The organism is Chryseolinea sp. H1M3-3, assembly GCF_029360725.1.
In the GTDB taxonomy this organism is placed as follows: Bacteria; Bacteroidota; Bacteroidia; order Cytophagales; family Cyclobacteriaceae; genus Chryseolinea.
In genome coordinates, this window is the sequence record NZ_JARKMY010000002.1 from 1,147,509 (window position 1) to 1,165,346 (window position 17,838).

Below are 17,838 nucleotides of genomic sequence, written 5' to 3' on the forward strand. Positions count from 1 at the left end.
ATGATCAAATCAGAAAATGAAGAACGGAGAAGTTTTCTCCAAAAAACTATACATGCAGATCTGGTTGTAACTGGAGGAGGTCTGGCGGGTACTTGTTGTGCCATCACCGCAGCCCGGGAAGGCATGAAAGTAGTTCTTGTTCAGGATCGACCGGTGCTTGGTGGTAATTCCTCCAGCGAGATAAGGTTATGGGTATTAGGAGCAACGTCACACATGGGAAATAACAACCGGTGGGCACGTGAGGGCGGCGTGATTGACGAAATACTTGTCGAGAATATGTATCGGAATCCCGAAGGTAATGCCGTCATATTCGACACCGTCGTGCTGGATAAAGTCGTCAATGAAAAAAATATCACGTTGTTATTAAATACTGCAGTAATAGAAGTTGAAAAATTTAATCGCACGAAGATCAAAGGACTGAAAGCATTTTGCAGTCAAAACTCCACGGCGTATAACTTAGTAGCACCCTTGTTTTGTGATGCGTCCGGTGACGGCGTTGTAGGTTTCCTGGCTGGTGCCGCCTTTCGAATGGGAGCGGAATCAAGGGAAGAATTCGGTGAATTGTTCGCTCCAGACAATGAATACGGAGAGTTGTTGGGTCATTCCATATACTTTTATACAAAAGATACGGGCAGGCCTGTAAATTTTGTTCCACCTTCATTCGCATTGGATGATATCACGAAAATACCACGTTACAAAAAATTCAACGCTAGCGAACAGGGCTGCCAGCTATGGTGGATTGAATATGGGGGAAGGTTGGATACTGTTCATGATACCGAAAATATCAAATGGGAACTGTGGCGTGTAGTCTATGGGGTATGGAATCACATTAAGAATTCGGGTTTGTTTCCAGAAGCTGAGAACCTGACGCTGGAATGGGTTGGCACGATACCAGGAAAGCGGGAAAGCCGGCGGTTTGAAGGAGACTATATACTTACCCAGCAAGATATTATCGAACAGCGATTCCACCGGGATGCAGTTGCCTACGGTGGCTGGTCTGTTGACCTCCATCCTGCAGATGGTGTATTCAGTGAGCGCCCAGGGTGTAACCAGTGGCATAGCAAGGGTATATATTCTATTCCCTATCGTTGTTATTATAGTAAAAACATCGACAATCTTTTTCTTGCGGGAAGAATTATCAGTGTCAGCCATGTTGCATTTGGTTCGTCGCGGGTAATGGGAACAAGTGCATATGGAGGACAAGCGGTAGGAATAGCTGCCGCACTCTGCAAAGAAAGGAATCTGTTGCCCCGGCAGATCAGTGAGCAGGTACTTGAGGAAATGCAACAGCGTTTATTAATGTCAGGGCAGTTCATACCGGCCATAGAGGTAATAGCACCAGAGAATCTGGCGGCAAAGGCGCATGTAGATGCAAGCAGTAATTTTGTTTTGGCAGAACTTCCTGAAGGTGGCATCCTGAAAACACTCGATCCTGCCGCCGGCCAGCTGTTACCCTTCAAGAAGGGCAAAGTACCTGAATTGATTGTTCACGCCGAGGCGGATGAGTCGACCGTGTTGCAGGTGGAATTGCGCACATGTGAGCGAAGCGGAAGCTTTACTCCGGATCGATTTCATGAAGCAATAAGCATCAGTATGTCGCCAGGCCGGAACTGTATACATCTGAATTTCAAAACCGTACTCGACGATCAGGGGTACGCGTTCATATTATTCAAGAAAAACCCTCGGGTACACCTGCATTTTTCAGCTCAGCGAATTACCGGGATCTTATCTGTATTCAATCTCGTCAACGAAGCCGTTTCAAACTACGGAAAGCAAACACCACCCGATGGGATTGGGGTAGATTCATTTGAGTTTTGGTGTCCGCAACGAAGGCCACAGGGACAGAACATTGCAGTTAAAATAAATCCTCCGCTGGATTGTTTTTCACCTGGTAATGTGATCAATGGAGTGGACAGACCTGTTCTGGCGCCTAACGCATGGGTTGCAGACTTGCATGACGACAAGCCACAGCTCAGGCTCAATTGGGAAACGAAAAAAACGATACGTAAAATTGTTCTGAGTTTTGATACTGATTTTGATCATCCCATGGAGACGGTATTGATGGGCCATCCAGAATCGATTATGCCTTTCTGCGTAAGAAGCTACAGGATCATTGGAGATGGCAATAAAATTCTTTTTGAAAAGAATAATAATTATCAGACACGAAACATAATCGAATTCGATGACCCAGTCATTACTAAACAGCTGATCATCCAGGTTGATCATCCTGCGGAAGACATTCCTGCTTCTGTCTTTGGCGTTTGGTGTTTCTAACATTAATAGTTAAGTATATTATTTTCATATGAGATTAACATTCCTAATTTTTTTTTCTGTTTTCATTTTAACGGCGTGCAATACGAGCAAAACCCGTAGGTTGGCTTCTGAAAATTTAAGTGTCGAGTGGGAGGAAGTTGACAAACAATGGAAAATTAAAGCGTTAAAAGTGAAGCGCAACAATGACTGGAAGGTCGTAAAAGGTGCATCGGGAGAACATACCATTTTGTTCAGCGCAACAAAGCCCGACTCGACTTCTATCACCATGCACGCTAATACAGGCGTGGTGTTTCCGGAGGAAATTTACCGTTATCAGAAAGAACCCTGGAAGGCTGCGACATCTGCGGTATCAATGAATACAGCCGGAAAGGCCTATCATTTTTTCCCCAGCCGAATATCAGAGACACAAGACGGTATCTTGCTGCAATCGGAAAATGAAATTGCTATCGTAAGTGCCGAATGGAATGTGGACCCGGTACATAAAAACGATATTATCGTCAACCAGAGCTTGATAGCAAAAAAGCCTGGTTTTTATTCAACGACAAGTCCGTCGTTGGTGAACATTGCCACGGGTGACATTACCTGGGCTACTGTTCCTGGGTATTTTCATGGCGCCGCCTTGCAACCGGATTCTGTCCTTGCATACGCATATGGTCAGGGCATACCAACGTTTCCTGCGATCTATCCAGACCGTTGTATGACTACACCAACGAGCATTGCCGACATCAAGGATAGTCTGAGCGTGGCGGTGACCGTTGAACCTGGCTTTACCAGAGATCCCTGGGAGAAGGATCAGAATACGCATTTAAAATGGAACACAGCATTTTCTCACATGAGCAGGAAAGGCGTTTTATCACCGACGTTGTATTATCCTGTGCTAGGCGAAAAGGGATCGAAGCTTGCCGCTGGGGATACACTGAAAGTGGAATTCAGGTTCAGTGTAAGGAATGGATACTGGATGGATAACCTTGATCATGCCATCAATGATGTGTATCAGTTTTCTGATAAACTCAAGTTGAGAAGGAATCAAACGTCGCTGACAAAAAGAATCGAAGCGATGCATAGCTATCTGACAGATCCGAAAACGTCCATGTGGAATCTTGAAGAGTATGAAGGCCGCACCATTGGCGCGCAGTCATACCTGGGTGGCGTCGTTGGTTCACAGGGAGATGCCATGAAAAACGCTGATTATGGCGCCATGTGGATGTTGGGTAAGGCTACCGGAGATTTGGCAATCAATGAAAAAGTGTTGCCTTATGCTCGCAATTTCAAGCTCGTTCAGCAAGAAGACAAACCGGGCTTTTTTAACGGTGCCGCTATGGGTCAATACTATCTCGCAAAACGAAAGACGTTTGTAGAGGAATGGGGTGATTTTATCGAACCTATAAGTCTTACCTACTACACCATGCTCGATCTTGGAAATATTCTTTTGTTTCAGCCGGAAGATCAGGAACTTCATCAGCGGCTCAGGCATGGTGCTGAATTACTATTGAAGTGGCAGCATGAAGATGGGTATTGGGAAGTTGCATACGATCGTAAAACGAAACAACCACTTTTTAAAGACATTAAAGATCTGCGTCCAACATTTTATGGTCTTGTAGTCGCGTACCGTATTCTAAAAGATGAACGTTATCTGGCCGGTGCGATTAAAGGGGCAGACTGGCTCATTGAACACAGCGTGAATAAAGGTCATTTCATAGGTGTATGTGGAGACGCAAGGTATGCACCCGACTTTGCTACGGCCCAGACTGCTCAGGTTTTGCTGGATCTTTTTGACATCACAGGCAATGAAAAATATAAGGCAGCAGCTATTGCTGCTGCCAGAATATATACAACGTCAGTCTACACGCATCCAGTACCTTCAACAGTTCTTAAGACGGTAAAAGATAATACCCGGGAAGACTGGGAAATTTCCCAGGCGGGTTTAAGTTTTGAACACGGTGGTATCATGGGCTCAGCGCAACGCCATGGCCCAATTCAACTTGCCAGTCATGCTGGATTATTTGTAAGAATGTTTAATATCACTGGCGATTCATTATTTATTACAATGGCACGTGCTGCCGCCATTGGTCGTGATGCTTTTCTGGACAACAAAACAAAAGTTGCATCGTATTATTGGAACGCTATGGGTAGGGGCGCGGGTCCATATCCCCACCATGCCTGGTGGCAGATCGGATGGATTATGGATTACCTGATGGCAGAAGCTGAATTACGTTCAGCAGGAAAGATTATTTTTCCAAGAGGTTTTGTTACTCCTAAAGTCGGGCCACATCAGTCTTACGGGTTTGAAACGGGAAATGTTTTTGGTGAAAAGGCAAAGCTTATTATATCAAAAGCAATTGTCGATGTTGACAATCCCAACATTGAATACATTCTCGCGGAATCCGTTGAAAAAGATGTGTTTATCATTTTGTTAAATGACGTTGGTGAAAAACAATCTGTTACCCTAAAATTATTTGAAAAAGAAAGAAAAATCAGCGCGGTTCATGATGTTACTGGACAGGGACAGTTGGAACCTCAGGGAACATGGCAGACTGAAATTGATCCTTATGGATTAAAAGTCTTCCGTGTCACTTATCAATGAAACAAAGAACAACCCTAATATTTTCCCCAATCAAAAAAACTTAAGAGCGGTGAATCCACTTGACATTTTTGTTATCGTTTTGTTTTCCTTGTTAATACTTGTGGCAGGGCTTTCGTTTGGAAACCAGGGAAAGGACATGAAATCATTTTTTGCTGCGGGAGGTAATGTTCCGTGGCCGATTAATGGCCTTTCGTTGTTCATGAGTTTTTTTTCCGCAGGTACATTTGTTGTTTGGGGTTCAATTGCTTACAAACACGGAATGGTTGCTGTTAGCATTCAATGGATGATGGCTATAGGTGGATTCTTGATCGGCCTTTACATTGCGCCGAGATGGAAAGAAGCAAAAATATTAACAGCCGGCGAGTTTATCAAAAAGAGACTTGGTGCGAATACGCAGCGATATTATACTTACCTGATCTTATTTCTTTCCCTGGGGTATACAGGTGCCTTCCTTTATCCGGTAGCTAAACTGGTAAATGTTTCATCTGGTTTTTCCATCAATAGTTCAATAGTGGTGCTGGGTTTAATGGTGATCATATATACAGCTGTGGGTGGTTTGTGGGCCGTTGTAATAACAGATGTTCTACAGTTTGTAATACTTACTGCCGCTGTAGTGATCGTTGTTCCGCTGGCATTTGAAAAAGTCGGGGGAGTAGATGCCTTTATTTCACAGTCTCCGGAATCGTTTTTCGATTTGGTGCACTCAGAATATAATGGATGGTTTTTGTTTGCATTCGCTATTTACAACATGATTTTTATTGGAGGCAACTGGGCATACGTGCAGCGATATACGACGGTCAATACGAAACGTGACGCCAGCAAGGTTGCCTACCTCTTTGGTGCATTGTACATCATTAGTCCCGTGATCTGGATGCTTCCGCCGATGCTGTACCGGTTAGTAAGTACCGATCTGACAGGGATGGAAAATGAAGGAGCGTACCTGTTGATGTGTAAAACTGTTTTGCCAAACGGAATGTTGGGTCTGATGCTAGGAGGAATGATCTTTGCTACAGCAAGTTCTGTTAACACGACACTCAATCTTGTAGCAGCAGTATTTACGAACGACGTCTACAGACCATTGAAACCTGCCGCTTCTGAGAAGACTTTAATGACAATTGCGCGCACCTCTACCGTTGTGTTCGGCATCATTACGATCGTGGTTGCTTTGCTTGTGCCTTATGTTGGCGGTATAGTAGAGGTGGTGTTGACCATTGGCGCAGTAACCGGGTGTTCTATTTATGGACCTCCAATCTGGGCGTTGTTTTCCAAACGCCATAATGGAAAATCAATCTGGATGTGTACGTTAATAAGTCTCGTTGTAAATCTCTTCTGCAAGTTTTTACTTCCGCTAATTGCCGGTATATCTTTGACACGGTCAACCGAAATGTTGTTGGGCGCGCTTTTTCCATTCCTACTTCTGCTGGTATATGAAGTTTGGGCGCGGGCGATGTTACCGATACATCCGGATTACGTTTTCTACCGCGAACAATTGAAATTGATGGAATTAACACAAACCAATGAACCTGCTGCTAATGATAATGCGAACCAATACGGAATAAGGGTGTTGGCCATAACGTTGTTGCTCGTCAGCCTAATTATCATTGGTCTTGGTATTATCGCCGACAACGGTACAATCATCGTTACCTGTATAGGGGGGCTGATCATGGTTGTCGGCGCCTTGATGTTCAAACGACGTACCCTCAAGGATAAAAAGCGACCCATTGACTTTAATCCGATGGAACGTGATAAAGTATCTTAAGTCTCCGCTCATGTGCAACTTCGTTTGCAAAACACTTTGAAAAAAGTAAATTGTCAAAAATCTAAACCATATGCACGCCACTCTAAAACCGCTTGTTTATTTTCTATTTCTAATCGGTTTGTCCTTCCACACACATGCTCAGCCTACGGAACAGGCAGTGAAAGTTGTTGTTGCTCCCGATCATGATGACTGGAGTTACAAATCCGGAGAGAAAATAAACTTTCGTATAACGGTTCTGCGGAATGGGAATCCCATTAAGAATGTCACAGTTAAATATGAGGCCGGGCCGGAGAAGATGGAGCCTGTGGCCAAGGATTCAATTATCCTGAAAAATGGAACGCATTCCGTTGAAGGTCTTTCGTTAAAAAAACCGGGGTTTGTTCGTTGCATCGTCACAGCATTTGTTGATGGCAAAATGTACCGGGGACTTGCAACCGCTGGAATCGACCCCTTGAAGATTGAACCTACCGTAGAAAATCCAGGGGACTTCGTTCAGTTCTGGGAGACCGCTAAAAGTGAAGCTGCGAAAATACCCATGGAAACAAAGATGACACTGCTTCCTGAAAGGTGTACCGAGACCGTTGATGTTTTTCACGTCAGCTTTCAAAATTACCGCATCGGGTCGCGTATGTATGGTATTTTGTGCGTGCCGAAAAAAACCGGAAAATATCCGGCGATGCTAAAAGTACCTGGTGCAGGTGTTCGTGCGTATAACGGTGACGTTACACTGGCCCAAAAGGGTGTCATAACTTTTGAGATTGGTATTCACGGCATCCCGGTCACGATGGACCCTCCAGTATATACCGACCTCGGGAGTGGGGCGTTAAATCAATACTACACATTCAATTTAGACAACCGTGATCGCTATTATTACAAGCGCGTCTATCTCGGTTGTGTTCGTGCCAATGATTTTATCTTTTCACTTCCTCAGTTCGATGGGAATCTTGCCGTAACAGGTGGAAGTCAGGGGGGAGCGCTTTCTATTATTACGGCTGCCCTCGACCCGCGCGTAAAATTTCTTGCTTCATATTATCCGGCTTTGTCAGACTTCACCGGATATCTTCACGGAAGGGCAGGAGGATGGCCACATTTACTGGACCGGAACAATTCGAAATTCCATAACACAGCCGGCAAACTTGAAACGATCAAATATTACGATGTCGTTAATTTCGCGAGGATCATAAAAGTGCCTGGTTATTATTCATGGGGGTTCAATGATGAAACTTGCCCGCCAACTTCTATGTATGCAGTTTATAATGTCATTCATGCACCTCGTGAACTTTATCTTGCACTTGAAACCGGCCACTGGACTTACCCCGAGCAACGGGAAAAAGTTGATCAATGGATATTGAAGATGTTTGGAAAATAAGTGTTGAGGTGTTGAAGTTCGAAGTGAAAAATAAGTGTTGGAGTGTTGAGGTTCGAAGTGTTGGAGTTTTGTTATATGAAAGAGACTTTTTTTTAAAGAACCCAGTACCTTATCGAATGACCCCGACGACCTGATCACCTCTAGAAGTGTTGAAGTTCGAAGTGTTGAAGTTTGCTTTATCGAAGAGGCCGTTATTTTAATACGCCTTTGCATACTCATAAGCTTACCCAAACTACCGGACACCTGATCACTCGATTACCGATTACTCGATTACCAATCTACCGATCACCTTCACTTCAGTCTACATTATTTGATTCCACCTTACCATCGGCACTGAGCAATATCTTGCGCTCTTCGTTGTTGCCGTCTAGCTCGATTTGGTAATAAACTTTGCCGTCCATCTCTATTTTGTCTGCATCGTCAATTTTGTAGTTGGAGAATTCGCTTTCCAGTTTTTGTTTGACTGCGGCAGGTAAATCGCTTTTAGGAAAATCTTCTTTATGCTTTTTGATGTTTCCGCTTTTATCGATCCATACATCGTGATCCCTCTTTCCAATTTCAAATTCCGCTTTATAGTCATCTCCTTTTAGTTCCCATTCCACATCTGTGGCATTTGCGAATTTCGTTTGGAAGGCGTTGAGTACAAGTGAAGGTACCTGGCTTTTAGGTATATCCTGTGCGTTGGAGGTAAGCGCGAGTCCGCCTAAGACGAATGATATCATTAATGTTTTCATAATTTTTGTTTTTTTTTAATAAGAGCAAAAGTACAAGTGAAATCCGGAAACAAGTTGGAAAAACAAGATGTGATTTAACTTTTAATTCCTGTTCCGATATTTTTGACGGAGGCAGGGATTCGAACAGCAAACTGATGTTTACCATTGTAAGTATAGCTTAACCCGAATCGATAATAGTCTGTTATTGTCTTCACGATAGACAGACCTAGTCCGGTGGAGGTATTGGCACCGGTGTTCTTATAGAATCTTTCAAATATCCTCGACTCATCCAGTTTAACAGCGTTTCCAGTATTTTCAATAAATATTCCGCCTGACTGAATTTTTATTTCTACCGTACCACCTGCGTGGTTGTGTAGTATCCCGTTTTTTAAAAGGTTGGAAACCAATATCTGTGCAAGTTCCGGATTCATTTGTTGTGTTAGATTTCCCTCATGGTTGATAGAAAGCGCTACGGATTTGTATGCAGCCAAGTCAGCATATTCCGACATCAGGTGCTCCGATAGTTCATTAAAGCCTACTAAACTTTGCTCTGTAAATTGTTGGTTTTCGATTCTCGATAGCAACAACAACGTCTTGTTCAACCTCGTGAGTCGTTCAAGCGATTCTATAATGGATGCTATCTCCTGAAGTTGTGTTTCATTATTGGATTTTTCTGCAAGTAACTCCAGTTTGTTTATGGTAATCGCTAACGGCGTCTGCAATTCATGAGATGCATTCTCTATGAATTGTTTCTGGTTGTTGAATGTATGGACTGTTCTTTGCAAAAGCGATGAAACCGTTTCATTGAGCATGTTGAATTCAGTTACCGTCGTTTTTGTTTCCGGCAAGGTTTCACGTTTGTCAAGGGAGAAAAATTTCAGTCGGTCAAGTATTTCATAGAATGGTTTCCAAATTCTTTTTAATATGAAACTATTAACGACCAAGATGCCCGCAAGTAAAATAAGATAGAGCCAGATAATAGAGTAGAAAAGATCTTCAATGAGGTCATCTTCTTCCACCATAGAAGAAACCACCTCCAGTTGGTAATATTTTCCATCAAAGGCTCTAAATGCGGATTTTAATATTCTAACAGGTTCATAGTCTTTTTCATTTTGCATGTAAAGCGTTGAATCCAGATAGACATCTTTAAAATGAGCCGCCTGAGTTGCTGAAATTTCATGAATGGCATAATTGCTTTCCAGAAAATCCTTCCGATGCAGTAACGTGGTATCGGTTTGAATTTTTTCAAGAATAAGTATTTTTGAATTCTCCAGTCCATCGTCAATGCTATCGTAGATCTCATCGAAAATATTCACATAAAAAATAATTGCCCAAACGCCGATCACCGGCAATAGGATAATGGATAAATATGAGAGTGTGTGATTTTGTAGTTTCAATCCGTAACGAGTTTATACCCGAGTCCATACACTGCTTGAATTTCCAGATCCGCTCCTGAATCCTTTAACTTTTTCCGGAGATTCTTGATTTGTGAGTAAATAAATTCAAAGTCGTCCGACTGATCAGTATGATCACCCCAGATATGTTCTGCTAAAGCTGTTTTGTTGATGAGCCTGTTCTTATTTGAAACAAAGTAGCTGAGAATATCGAACTCTTTCCGATTGAGCGTCAACGGTTGATTTTGCACATGCACAGTATGGTTGTCCATGTCGATGCTAACATTTTTCAACTCAATTACAGCATGACCTTCAAGCGTGCGTCTTCGGATCACAGATTTTACACGGGCAGTGAGTTCTGCCAGATGAAAAGGTTTCGCCAGGTAATCGTCGGCGCCCAGATTAAGTCCCTTCACTTTATCATCGACGGAATTTTTCGCTGAAATAATGATCACGCTTTTTTGCTTCTTCATTTTTTTTAGTTCGTCCAATAGCGAGAGGCCGCTACCTCCGGGAAGCATAATGTCAAGCAATATGCAATCGTAGTCGTAAGTGCTGATCTTATCCCATGCAGCATGGAAATCGTGTGCCGTCTCCACAAGAAACCGCTCTTTTTCGAGTGATTCAATTATCACCTTACGCATTTCGGCTTCGTCTTCTATCAGTAGTATTTTCATTTGACCTGCGGTTCAGTCAATCAAATATAGCGAGCAAAGTAAAAGTAAAATCCGGAAACATTTGGGAATCCTCCTGGTTGAATAGCTCAAAGAATGATTCTCCCAGTAAAAACAAAAAAATTGAAAATGTTTGAGAGTGCTGATCATGTTAATTCCTTTCCCAAATGTTTCCGGTTTTGCAGCGTATGATTGTCCCGAAAACAGAACATTAGGAATCAATCATAATGAAATAACGCTATGAAGGTAAAATATTTAATTTTTGTACCGCTTGTGCTTTTTATTGCGGCTGCCTGCAGTCAAGGAATAAAAAATCATGAAGTAACTGACAAGTTTGAAAAGGGGAAGGTATTATCGCAACATCGTAATAAGAAACTAAAAGAAGTATCGGGTTTAGCGACAAGCATCGCCAATAAAGATATGTTATGGACGCACAATGATAGCGGCAACGATGCTGAGATTTTTCTACTCGATGAAAGCCTCAATATCAAATCTGCTTTTCGTCTTGCCGGCATTAAGAATCGCGACTGGGAAGATATTGCAGTCGGACCCGGGCCCGATGCATCAAAAACATATGTTTACGTCGGTGATATCGGCGACAATAATGCAGTATATCCATATAAATATATTTACCGCTTTGAAGAACCTGTTTATAGTGCGAATGCTGAAGTGGTAGTGATTTCAGATTTTGATACGATCATCTTCCAGCTTGATGATGGTATTAAAGATACTGAGTCATTGATGATAGACTCCGGCACGAAGAACTTGTATGTTGTGTCAAAGCGTGAGGACCCGGTTTATGTTTACGAGTTGAAATATTCAGACATGGCAAAGGATACGGTTGTAGCTAAAAAGAAAATTTCTTTGCCACTTCATCAAATCGTTGCTGCAGATTACATGGCTGCAAGTGGTGATGTTTTAATGAAGAATTATCAGCACATATATTATTGGGAGAACACCTCAGATGAACCATTAATTACGCTTCTGAAAAAACAGCCCGTGGAAATTCCCTACGTTGAAGAGCCACAAGGAGAGTCAATCACATGGAAAAGAGATGGGAGTGGCTTTTACACCTTGAGTGAAATGAAAAAGAAAAAACCATCGTCATTGTATTTGTATTCTTTGAAAAAAAATATTAGTAAAAATTAGCTGTGAAGTTCGTTCTTTGGGTTTTGATCGCTGCATCTACTGTTGAATCGTATGGTCAGATTTCCCCTCCTGGCCTTGATGATACAAATGTTGCGCTCTGGTCTGCGATAGGGATTAATCAGGAGATATCGAAGCGTTGGAGTATTTCCGCATATGCAGGTAATTCCACTAAAAGCAATCCAGATAACTTTCTCTTAACACAGAAACAGGCGATGTTTATTTTAAATCAGGAGACAAAATTTGAAATCAGTGACCGATGGTCTCTGTCTTTTTGCGCCAGCTATCGGAGACAAAATGAATACCAAGCGGAGCATCCGTTTCTTTCAGATGACCCCCGTATAAAAATTGAAAATCGTTATTATCTGAGATTTTACTTCAATGAGAATTTTAATAAAATCAAACTCACTGTCTCATTACGCCCCGAGCTGAGACTTTTTTATTCCGACCGTGGGCATCGATGGAGTCCACTCGATAGAGGGCTTCGCTTCCGGTTAAAGGCGCAGGTGTCCATACCGTTAAGTCCTTCAGGTGCTAATCAATTGATTGTTGCCAATGAGATTCTCACCGCAACAGACCGTGAAAGAAAAGAAAACACGTATGATTGGACTCGTTATTCGTTTACTGAAAACCGATTGTCGACATATTTCAGGCATACCTTCAATCATTTTTTATCAACCGATGTAGGTATTATGCACCAAATAAAGGCGAGCGGTGAATACGCTGCGCATGTGGGAATCGACCTAATCTTTACAAATCCTTTTGGAACAAAGAAGTGAGTTCCAATACATTGGTTTCCTATCAAGATTCTCTGACATCTTAACTTTAAAAGGCTTGAAATGGGAGATAACGCATTGAAGCCAGGACCGGCTATCACAATTGCGTATTCAGAATTCATAAAAATATTCTACATTGTGTAGCATATACACAATGCAATTTAAATTATGAAACACGTCACGATAAGTCTTATGCTACTTTTAATGCTGTACACAACAGCATTGTATTCTCAAAGATCATCATCGCTACCCATTCAAACCGGAAGTGATGTTGCAGTTGTGCAAACAGGTTCCGGGAAAGTCCGGGGTTATGTGCATAACGGAATTTTTACCTACAAAGGAATTCCCTATGCACAGGCAAAAAGATTTCAACCTCCGCAAAAACCTGCGTCATGGGATGGAATTAGGAGTTCAATGACTTATGGCCCTGTAAGTCCACTGATGACACCAACAACGCAAGTTGCGGACGAGACAGAGTTTTTGTTTCATCATGACTGGGGCTATACGAATGAAGACTGCCTCAGGTTAAACATTTGGACGAAGGGAATTAATGATGGCAAGAAAAGACCAGTGATGTTTTGGATACATGGGGGCGGATATACAGCAGGTTCGTCGCAAGAACTTCCTTCCTATGATGGTGAATCGATCAGTCGAAAAGGCGATGTGGTATTGGTTTCTGTAAATCACAGACTCAACATCCTCGGTTTTCTCGATCTCTCAGAATTTGGGGACAAATATAAGTCGTCTGCAAACGCGAGTTTTCTCGACCTCGTTATGGCACTCCAATGGGTAAAAGATAATATTGCAAATTTTGGTGGTGACCCGAACAACGTCACAATTTTTGGTCAGTCAGGTGGAGGTGGAAAGGTTTCGACCCTTATGAGTTCACCGATGGCAAAAGGATTGTTTCATAAGGCGATTGTTCAAAGCGGTGTGTGGGCAGATTTTCAGGAGCAAGCTATTTCCAAAAGGATCGGATCGGCTGTGCTGAATGAGCTTGGCTTAATTCCCTCGCAGGTGGATTCCATTCAGAAAGTTCCTTATGATAAGCTCGTGGCGGCAGGGAATAAAGCTTTACAAAAAGTAAAAGATCAATTGGCTGCCGAGGGGAAACCTGTCGGCTTTGGACTACGGTTTGGCTGGGGGCCAACGATTGATGGAGAATTTTTGAAAAACAACATGAGTGATCCCGAGGCGCTTGCCATATCTTCGAATATCCCCTTGCTGATTGGTTCAACCAAAAATGAATTTATGCCTTCGTTACGCAATCCGGAACTTCGGAAGGGTAATGCCGAACAGGTAAAAGTATATCTGCAGAAGCAGTGGGGAGATAAAGCCGATGCCTACATTGCAGCGGTTAAAAAAGCATATCCGAATGATACGCGTCCGACTGACCTAATGGATATCGATGCATTCTTCAGACCTGGTATGGTAGCTCAGGCAAATACTAAGTCGTCGAACAGTAGTGCGCCGGTGTACATGTATTTGTTTACGTGGCAATCTCCCGTCATGAACGGTGATTATAAAGCTGTGCATTGTATGGAGATTCCATTTACGATGAACAACATTGCCCGTTGTGAGGAGATGACCGGTGGCGGAAAAGAGGCTTATGCACTGGCAGATAAGATGAGTCATGCATGGATCAATTTCGCCAGGTCGGGTGACCCTAATCATAAAGGATTACCCAACTGGCCAAAGTATAACGCTGCCGTTGGCGCAACGATGATGTTCGATAATGTTCCTGCCGTCAGAAATCATCCAGACAAAGAATTGCTTGAAATAACTTCAAAAGTTCCGCCGAGGTTCTAGCTCAAGGATATTTGAATTGCCGCAGTGTTCTTTGGTTAGCTAAGACTCAGGAACGCTGCGCAATTTTTTTTTGGACTGTTGTTATCCCACTAAAAAATATCCGGCTAAGCTGCAATTGTTGATATCAAAAATTTCTTTGATTAGTGAATCATTACTTTCTTATACAGGATGTTGTCTGAAGTTTCAATTTTTACAATTACGAGTCCAGGTGACGAATCTATCTTTACTTTAAAAACTAATCCTTCCTTTGAGATGACGCACTGAATTTTTCTTCCCGCCAAGTCCCAAACTTCAACGTTGTTGATTTCCTTGATACCTTCGATGTGAATCGCTCCATGCGACGGATTGGGGTAGATGGAAAAACCGGAATGTGTCTCATCATTAATATCAGTAATGATATTCCATAGCGATTTCAGTTGTGCTATTTCGGTAGGTGCGACAGCTCGGTCATAAATACGGACTTCATCCAAACTTCCCCGTAAAAAATAATTACTGATGTCAATATCTTTTCTCCCAAACGTAATCGCCTTAGTTGTAGAAGCCACGAGGCCGCTATGGGCCGTATATGCATCTAGTGCGCCATCAGCGTAAAGTTCTAACGTGTAACCCGTATATACGACGGCAAAATGATAATAACGATTCAGTTGAAGAGGAAAGGAGCTGTCGAGGTCTTTTACACCAGCAGATGTCTTTAACGTCCATCTTAATTTTCTCTCTGGCGTTACCGAAACTTTCCAGCGTTCTTCCCAACTGCCGTGAGAAAGAATGAAGGATTCTTGCGTGACCGCATCTAGCTTTACCCAAAAGGAAACAGTGATCTGGTTCTGAAAATTCAGTACTGGCTCGTAGGGAACATAAATAACATCACGGGACGAAGAGAACTTGTATGCCTTGCCGCTTTCACCGCGTGAATCTGTGGTAAGCTGTGCACCGTCCAGTATTGCATCATGTCCATTGCCACTGAAGTCGAGTACGTTGCCATCCAGGGGATAATAGGCTGAAGGTTCCGTGCTGCCGTCCGTCATTTTCTTTACCAGGATGTTTGTGCTGGCGCTGGCTTTTAATCCATCTGAATTTGTAACCTCACAGAAAATTTCCAACAGTCCTTCATTTGGGGGAAGTTTAAAGTGAATAAGCGAGTCCTGCTGACTAATCACGGAGCCGCTAGCTGATGACCAATGGTATTGCAATGGACCACCGTCTTTATTGCTTGCTTTGCAAATAACGGAGACTTCATTTTCTGTGTAATAGAATGATTGGTTGCTTATAAATCCTGTTATGTCCGGAGGTACTGGAATGTTTTCCACCACCTTTAAGTAAATGCTGTCCTTCGCAGAAAAGGTGCCGGATGTTATTTCCAGTAATATTTTATGCGTCCCTACAGCCTCTGGGGCCGTCCAGTAGAAGTCGCTGGAAGTGTTGTCGGAAATAGCCCCATCTACATACCAATGATAGGCAACAGGGTCTGTACTATTTTCTATCGTGGCGAAAAAGGGGACCACTTCGTTAAACTCTACTAACGTATCCTTGACGGTTAGTGATTTAATTCGAAGCATGCCCTCAAAATTATATCCGTAATTATAGTCCACAACGGTGTCGCCGGTGTACAGCTTACCCTTTTTATTTTCCAGCGACGATCCTGACGGAAGATAAACCAATTGCGCTACCATATTAGCTCCGATCGTTAACGGAGTATTTCCAGTTACATTTGTTCGAATTACAGTTTCGGTAATGGCGTCATAAATGTCATAGGACTGAGCTCCCAGGGATAACGTTATTTCACGCACGTCGGGATAGGGATTATAGAATATAAATGAGGGGAATGTATTTTCTCCGAAGAAATCCGTTTTGTTGAGATCAAGTTTCAGAATTCCTTCGACATCGGTTGCTTCAACAATTGCACCCAGGTAACCAACGTGTGAGGAACCATAAATTCCAAGATTAGTCTGGGCCCATCCACTTCTTTTGGCATCGCCAGTTCCATATAATTGTTTTCCGTTTAGGTTTTCCTTCAAAGCTTCATAAGCAATGACAGATTGAGGATCATGTTGAGCACTCCATTCATAATCATCCTGACTTGTCGGTGACAGAAATTCCGGGTAAAACAAGCGGCTGGCATTGGCAAGATTAAGCATCCATTTGGCGATGTCGCGTGAAAAACGTTTATCATATTTAACCATGGGAACCAGTGCGGCTGCTTGCTGAAATCCATTCATCGCAAACGCATAATCGTTGCCTGCATTGTTTGCCTCTCCGATCAATCCGGAAACATCGGAGCCGTTCCAGTTACCAGCAATCACTCCCCAATTTCGGAGCGGTCCCTTATCAAAGCACCAGTTTACCATTTTAGGCAAATCATAATTTGAACCCACCTCGGCATTCATTCTGGCTGCGATGAAAACTCCATAGGGAAGCTGAAGTTCATAGGAGGGATTCGAACTGAGATTTGATAGAAAATCCATTGACAGTTGGGCACCCGATAAATATTTCTTGTCGCCAGTCTGGAGCCAGGCATGATACAACAGCCACGCTATACTGCCCGCGGCTTCGGGTTCAACAACACCATTGCTGTTAGGCGTCATGGTGGCAAGATTCCATCCCCGGTAATTCATCTCTGGAATTTTCCAGGGTGTCGTAGATCCGCCCATGGCATAGACAGCGGTGAGCCATCGATCAGCAATCGTACGAAACTGCAAATCAAAGTCGGGCACATCAGGATACTGCGTATACAATTGATAGAAGAAAACATTTGGCATAACATCATACCACCAATCGGTACCACTGGTAGACGTGTAGCCATTCAGATACACGTTCTGGCCATTCGCCTTATTAAAGAATTCTTTTGCTTTTTCAGTCCAGTTTGTTCCGTTTTGATTAGACTTATCAACACCAATCAAAGATGCGCCGACGATGGCCGGGATAATATTAATGGCTTCGGCCTGATTGCCACTGTTTGAAGAACCCACATACGTGTCTAATAAAATGGGTTGTAAGGTTGGATAGTTAGTCCCCGTCGACTTCAGATTTATAAGGGGAAAAAATTGACCTGAGACATTGGAGGAAAAAATTAGTTCATCGTATTGAAGGGCTACGGTTTTCCAGTCCCTTAACAGGTAAGGCGAAGGAAGATTTGGCATTTGTGCCACTCGTGGGATGGAAACCTGTCCATTTTGAGCACTTGATTCAAAGCACAAAACCATAACCGACACCAGGAAAATGAAATCAATTTTTTTAATGTACTTCATTTTGGTTCATTTTTTCCGGAGTCCTTTAAATCACAAAAACGTTGGCCACTATCGGTAATTTTGTTTGTCATGAACGCCAGGGCCTGGTGATGATG

General features: G+C 42.8%; 11 protein-coding genes. 7 read left to right on the forward strand and 4 right to left on the reverse strand.

Annotated elements, in window-relative coordinates:
- The 4 genes from P2W71_RS12365 to P2W71_RS12380 all read left to right on the forward strand — a co-directional run bounded on the left by P2W71_RS12365 (position 1) and on the right by P2W71_RS12380 (position 7,986).
- A complete protein-coding gene (locus tag P2W71_RS12365; RefSeq protein WP_276371401.1) occupies positions 1 to 2,274 on the forward strand; it encodes an FAD-dependent oxidoreductase in 2,274 nt (757 codons plus the stop codon).
- Positions 2,275 to 2,374: 100 nt separating this feature from the next.
- Positions 2,375 to 4,858, forward strand: coding sequence for a glycerophosphoryl diester phosphodiesterase (locus P2W71_RS12370; protein WP_276371403.1), 2,484 nt, complete (start codon positions 2,375 to 2,377; stop codon positions 4,856 to 4,858).
- Positions 4,842 to 6,617 (forward strand): sodium:solute symporter family protein, encoded by a 1,776-nt coding sequence (locus P2W71_RS12375; RefSeq protein ID WP_276371404.1) that lies wholly within the window; start codon positions 4,842 to 4,844, stop codon positions 6,615 to 6,617. The genes P2W71_RS12370 and P2W71_RS12375 overlap by 17 nt, the downstream gene beginning before the upstream one ends.
- Positions 6,618 to 6,687: 70 nt before the next feature.
- Entirely contained in the window at positions 6,688 to 7,986 is a 1,299-nt protein-coding gene (locus P2W71_RS12380) for an acetylxylan esterase (protein ID WP_276371406.1), read from the forward strand.
- A gap of 296 nt (positions 7,987 to 8,282) precedes the next feature.
- Here P2W71_RS12380 and P2W71_RS12385 read toward each other — a convergent pair whose 3' ends face one another.
- The 3 genes from P2W71_RS12385 to P2W71_RS12395 form a co-directional block, all read right to left on the reverse strand.
- The gene (locus tag P2W71_RS12385; protein ID WP_276371408.1) at positions 8,283 to 8,720 is read right to left on the reverse strand and encodes a PepSY-like domain-containing protein; all 438 of its coding nucleotides are present in this window, start codon (positions 8,718 to 8,720) and stop codon (positions 8,283 to 8,285) included.
- Positions 8,721 to 8,794: 74 nt separating this feature from the next.
- Entirely contained in the window at positions 8,795 to 10,096 is a 1,302-nt protein-coding gene (locus P2W71_RS12390; protein ID WP_276371410.1) for a HAMP domain-containing sensor histidine kinase, read from the reverse strand.
- On the reverse strand, positions 10,093 to 10,770 hold the full coding sequence (locus P2W71_RS12395; RefSeq protein ID WP_276371412.1) for a response regulator transcription factor: 678 nt from the start codon (positions 10,768 to 10,770) through the stop codon (positions 10,093 to 10,095). The genes P2W71_RS12390 and P2W71_RS12395 overlap by 4 nt, the downstream gene beginning before the upstream one ends.
- Positions 10,771 to 11,007: 237 nt before the next feature.
- Between P2W71_RS12395 and P2W71_RS12400 the strand changes: the two genes are divergently transcribed.
- From P2W71_RS12400 to P2W71_RS12410, 3 genes are all read left to right on the forward strand, one after another.
- Positions 11,008 to 11,916 carry a hypothetical protein gene (locus tag P2W71_RS12400; RefSeq protein ID WP_276371415.1) on the forward strand — a complete coding sequence of 303 codons (909 nt, stop codon included), beginning with the start codon at positions 11,008 to 11,010 and terminating at the stop codon, positions 11,914 to 11,916.
- Positions 11,917 to 11,918: 2 nt separating this feature from the next.
- A complete protein-coding gene (locus P2W71_RS12405) occupies positions 11,919 to 12,692 on the forward strand; it encodes a DUF2490 domain-containing protein (protein WP_276371418.1) in 774 nt (257 codons plus the stop codon).
- 165 nt (positions 12,693 to 12,857) lie between these two features.
- On the forward strand, positions 12,858 to 14,498 hold the full coding sequence (locus P2W71_RS12410; RefSeq protein ID WP_276371420.1) for a carboxylesterase family protein: 1,641 nt from the start codon (positions 12,858 to 12,860) through the stop codon (positions 14,496 to 14,498).
- Positions 14,499 to 14,638: 140 nt separating this feature from the next.
- Here the strand turns inward: P2W71_RS12410 and P2W71_RS12415 are convergent, their stop codons facing one another.
- Positions 14,639 to 17,743 (reverse strand): LamG-like jellyroll fold domain-containing protein, encoded by a 3,105-nt coding sequence (locus P2W71_RS12415; protein ID WP_276371423.1) that lies wholly within the window; start codon positions 17,741 to 17,743, stop codon positions 14,639 to 14,641.
- Between the last annotated feature and the right edge of the window lie 95 nt (positions 17,744 to 17,838).

Coding starts and splice junctions, on each gene's coding strand:
- P2W71_RS12365 (WP_276371401.1), top strand. CDS start 1: ATGATCAAATCAGAAAATGAAGAACGGAGAAGTTTTCTCCAAAAAACT.
- P2W71_RS12380 (WP_276371406.1), top strand. CDS start 6,688: ATGCACGCCACTCTAAAACCGCTTGTTTATTTTCTATTTCTAATCGGT.
- P2W71_RS12385 (WP_276371408.1), bottom strand. CDS start 8,720: ATGAAAACATTAATGATATCATTCGTCTTAGGCGGACTCGCGCTTACC.
- P2W71_RS12395 (WP_276371412.1), bottom strand. CDS start 10,770: ATGAAAATACTACTGATAGAAGACGAAGCCGAAATGCGTAAGGTGATA.
- P2W71_RS12400 (WP_276371415.1), top strand. CDS start 11,008: ATGAAGGTAAAATATTTAATTTTTGTACCGCTTGTGCTTTTTATTGCG.
- P2W71_RS12410 (WP_276371420.1), top strand. CDS start 12,858: ATGAAACACGTCACGATAAGTCTTATGCTACTTTTAATGCTGTACACA.
- P2W71_RS12415 (WP_276371423.1), bottom strand. CDS start 17,743: ATGAAGTACATTAAAAAAATTGATTTCATTTTCCTGGTGTCGGTTATG.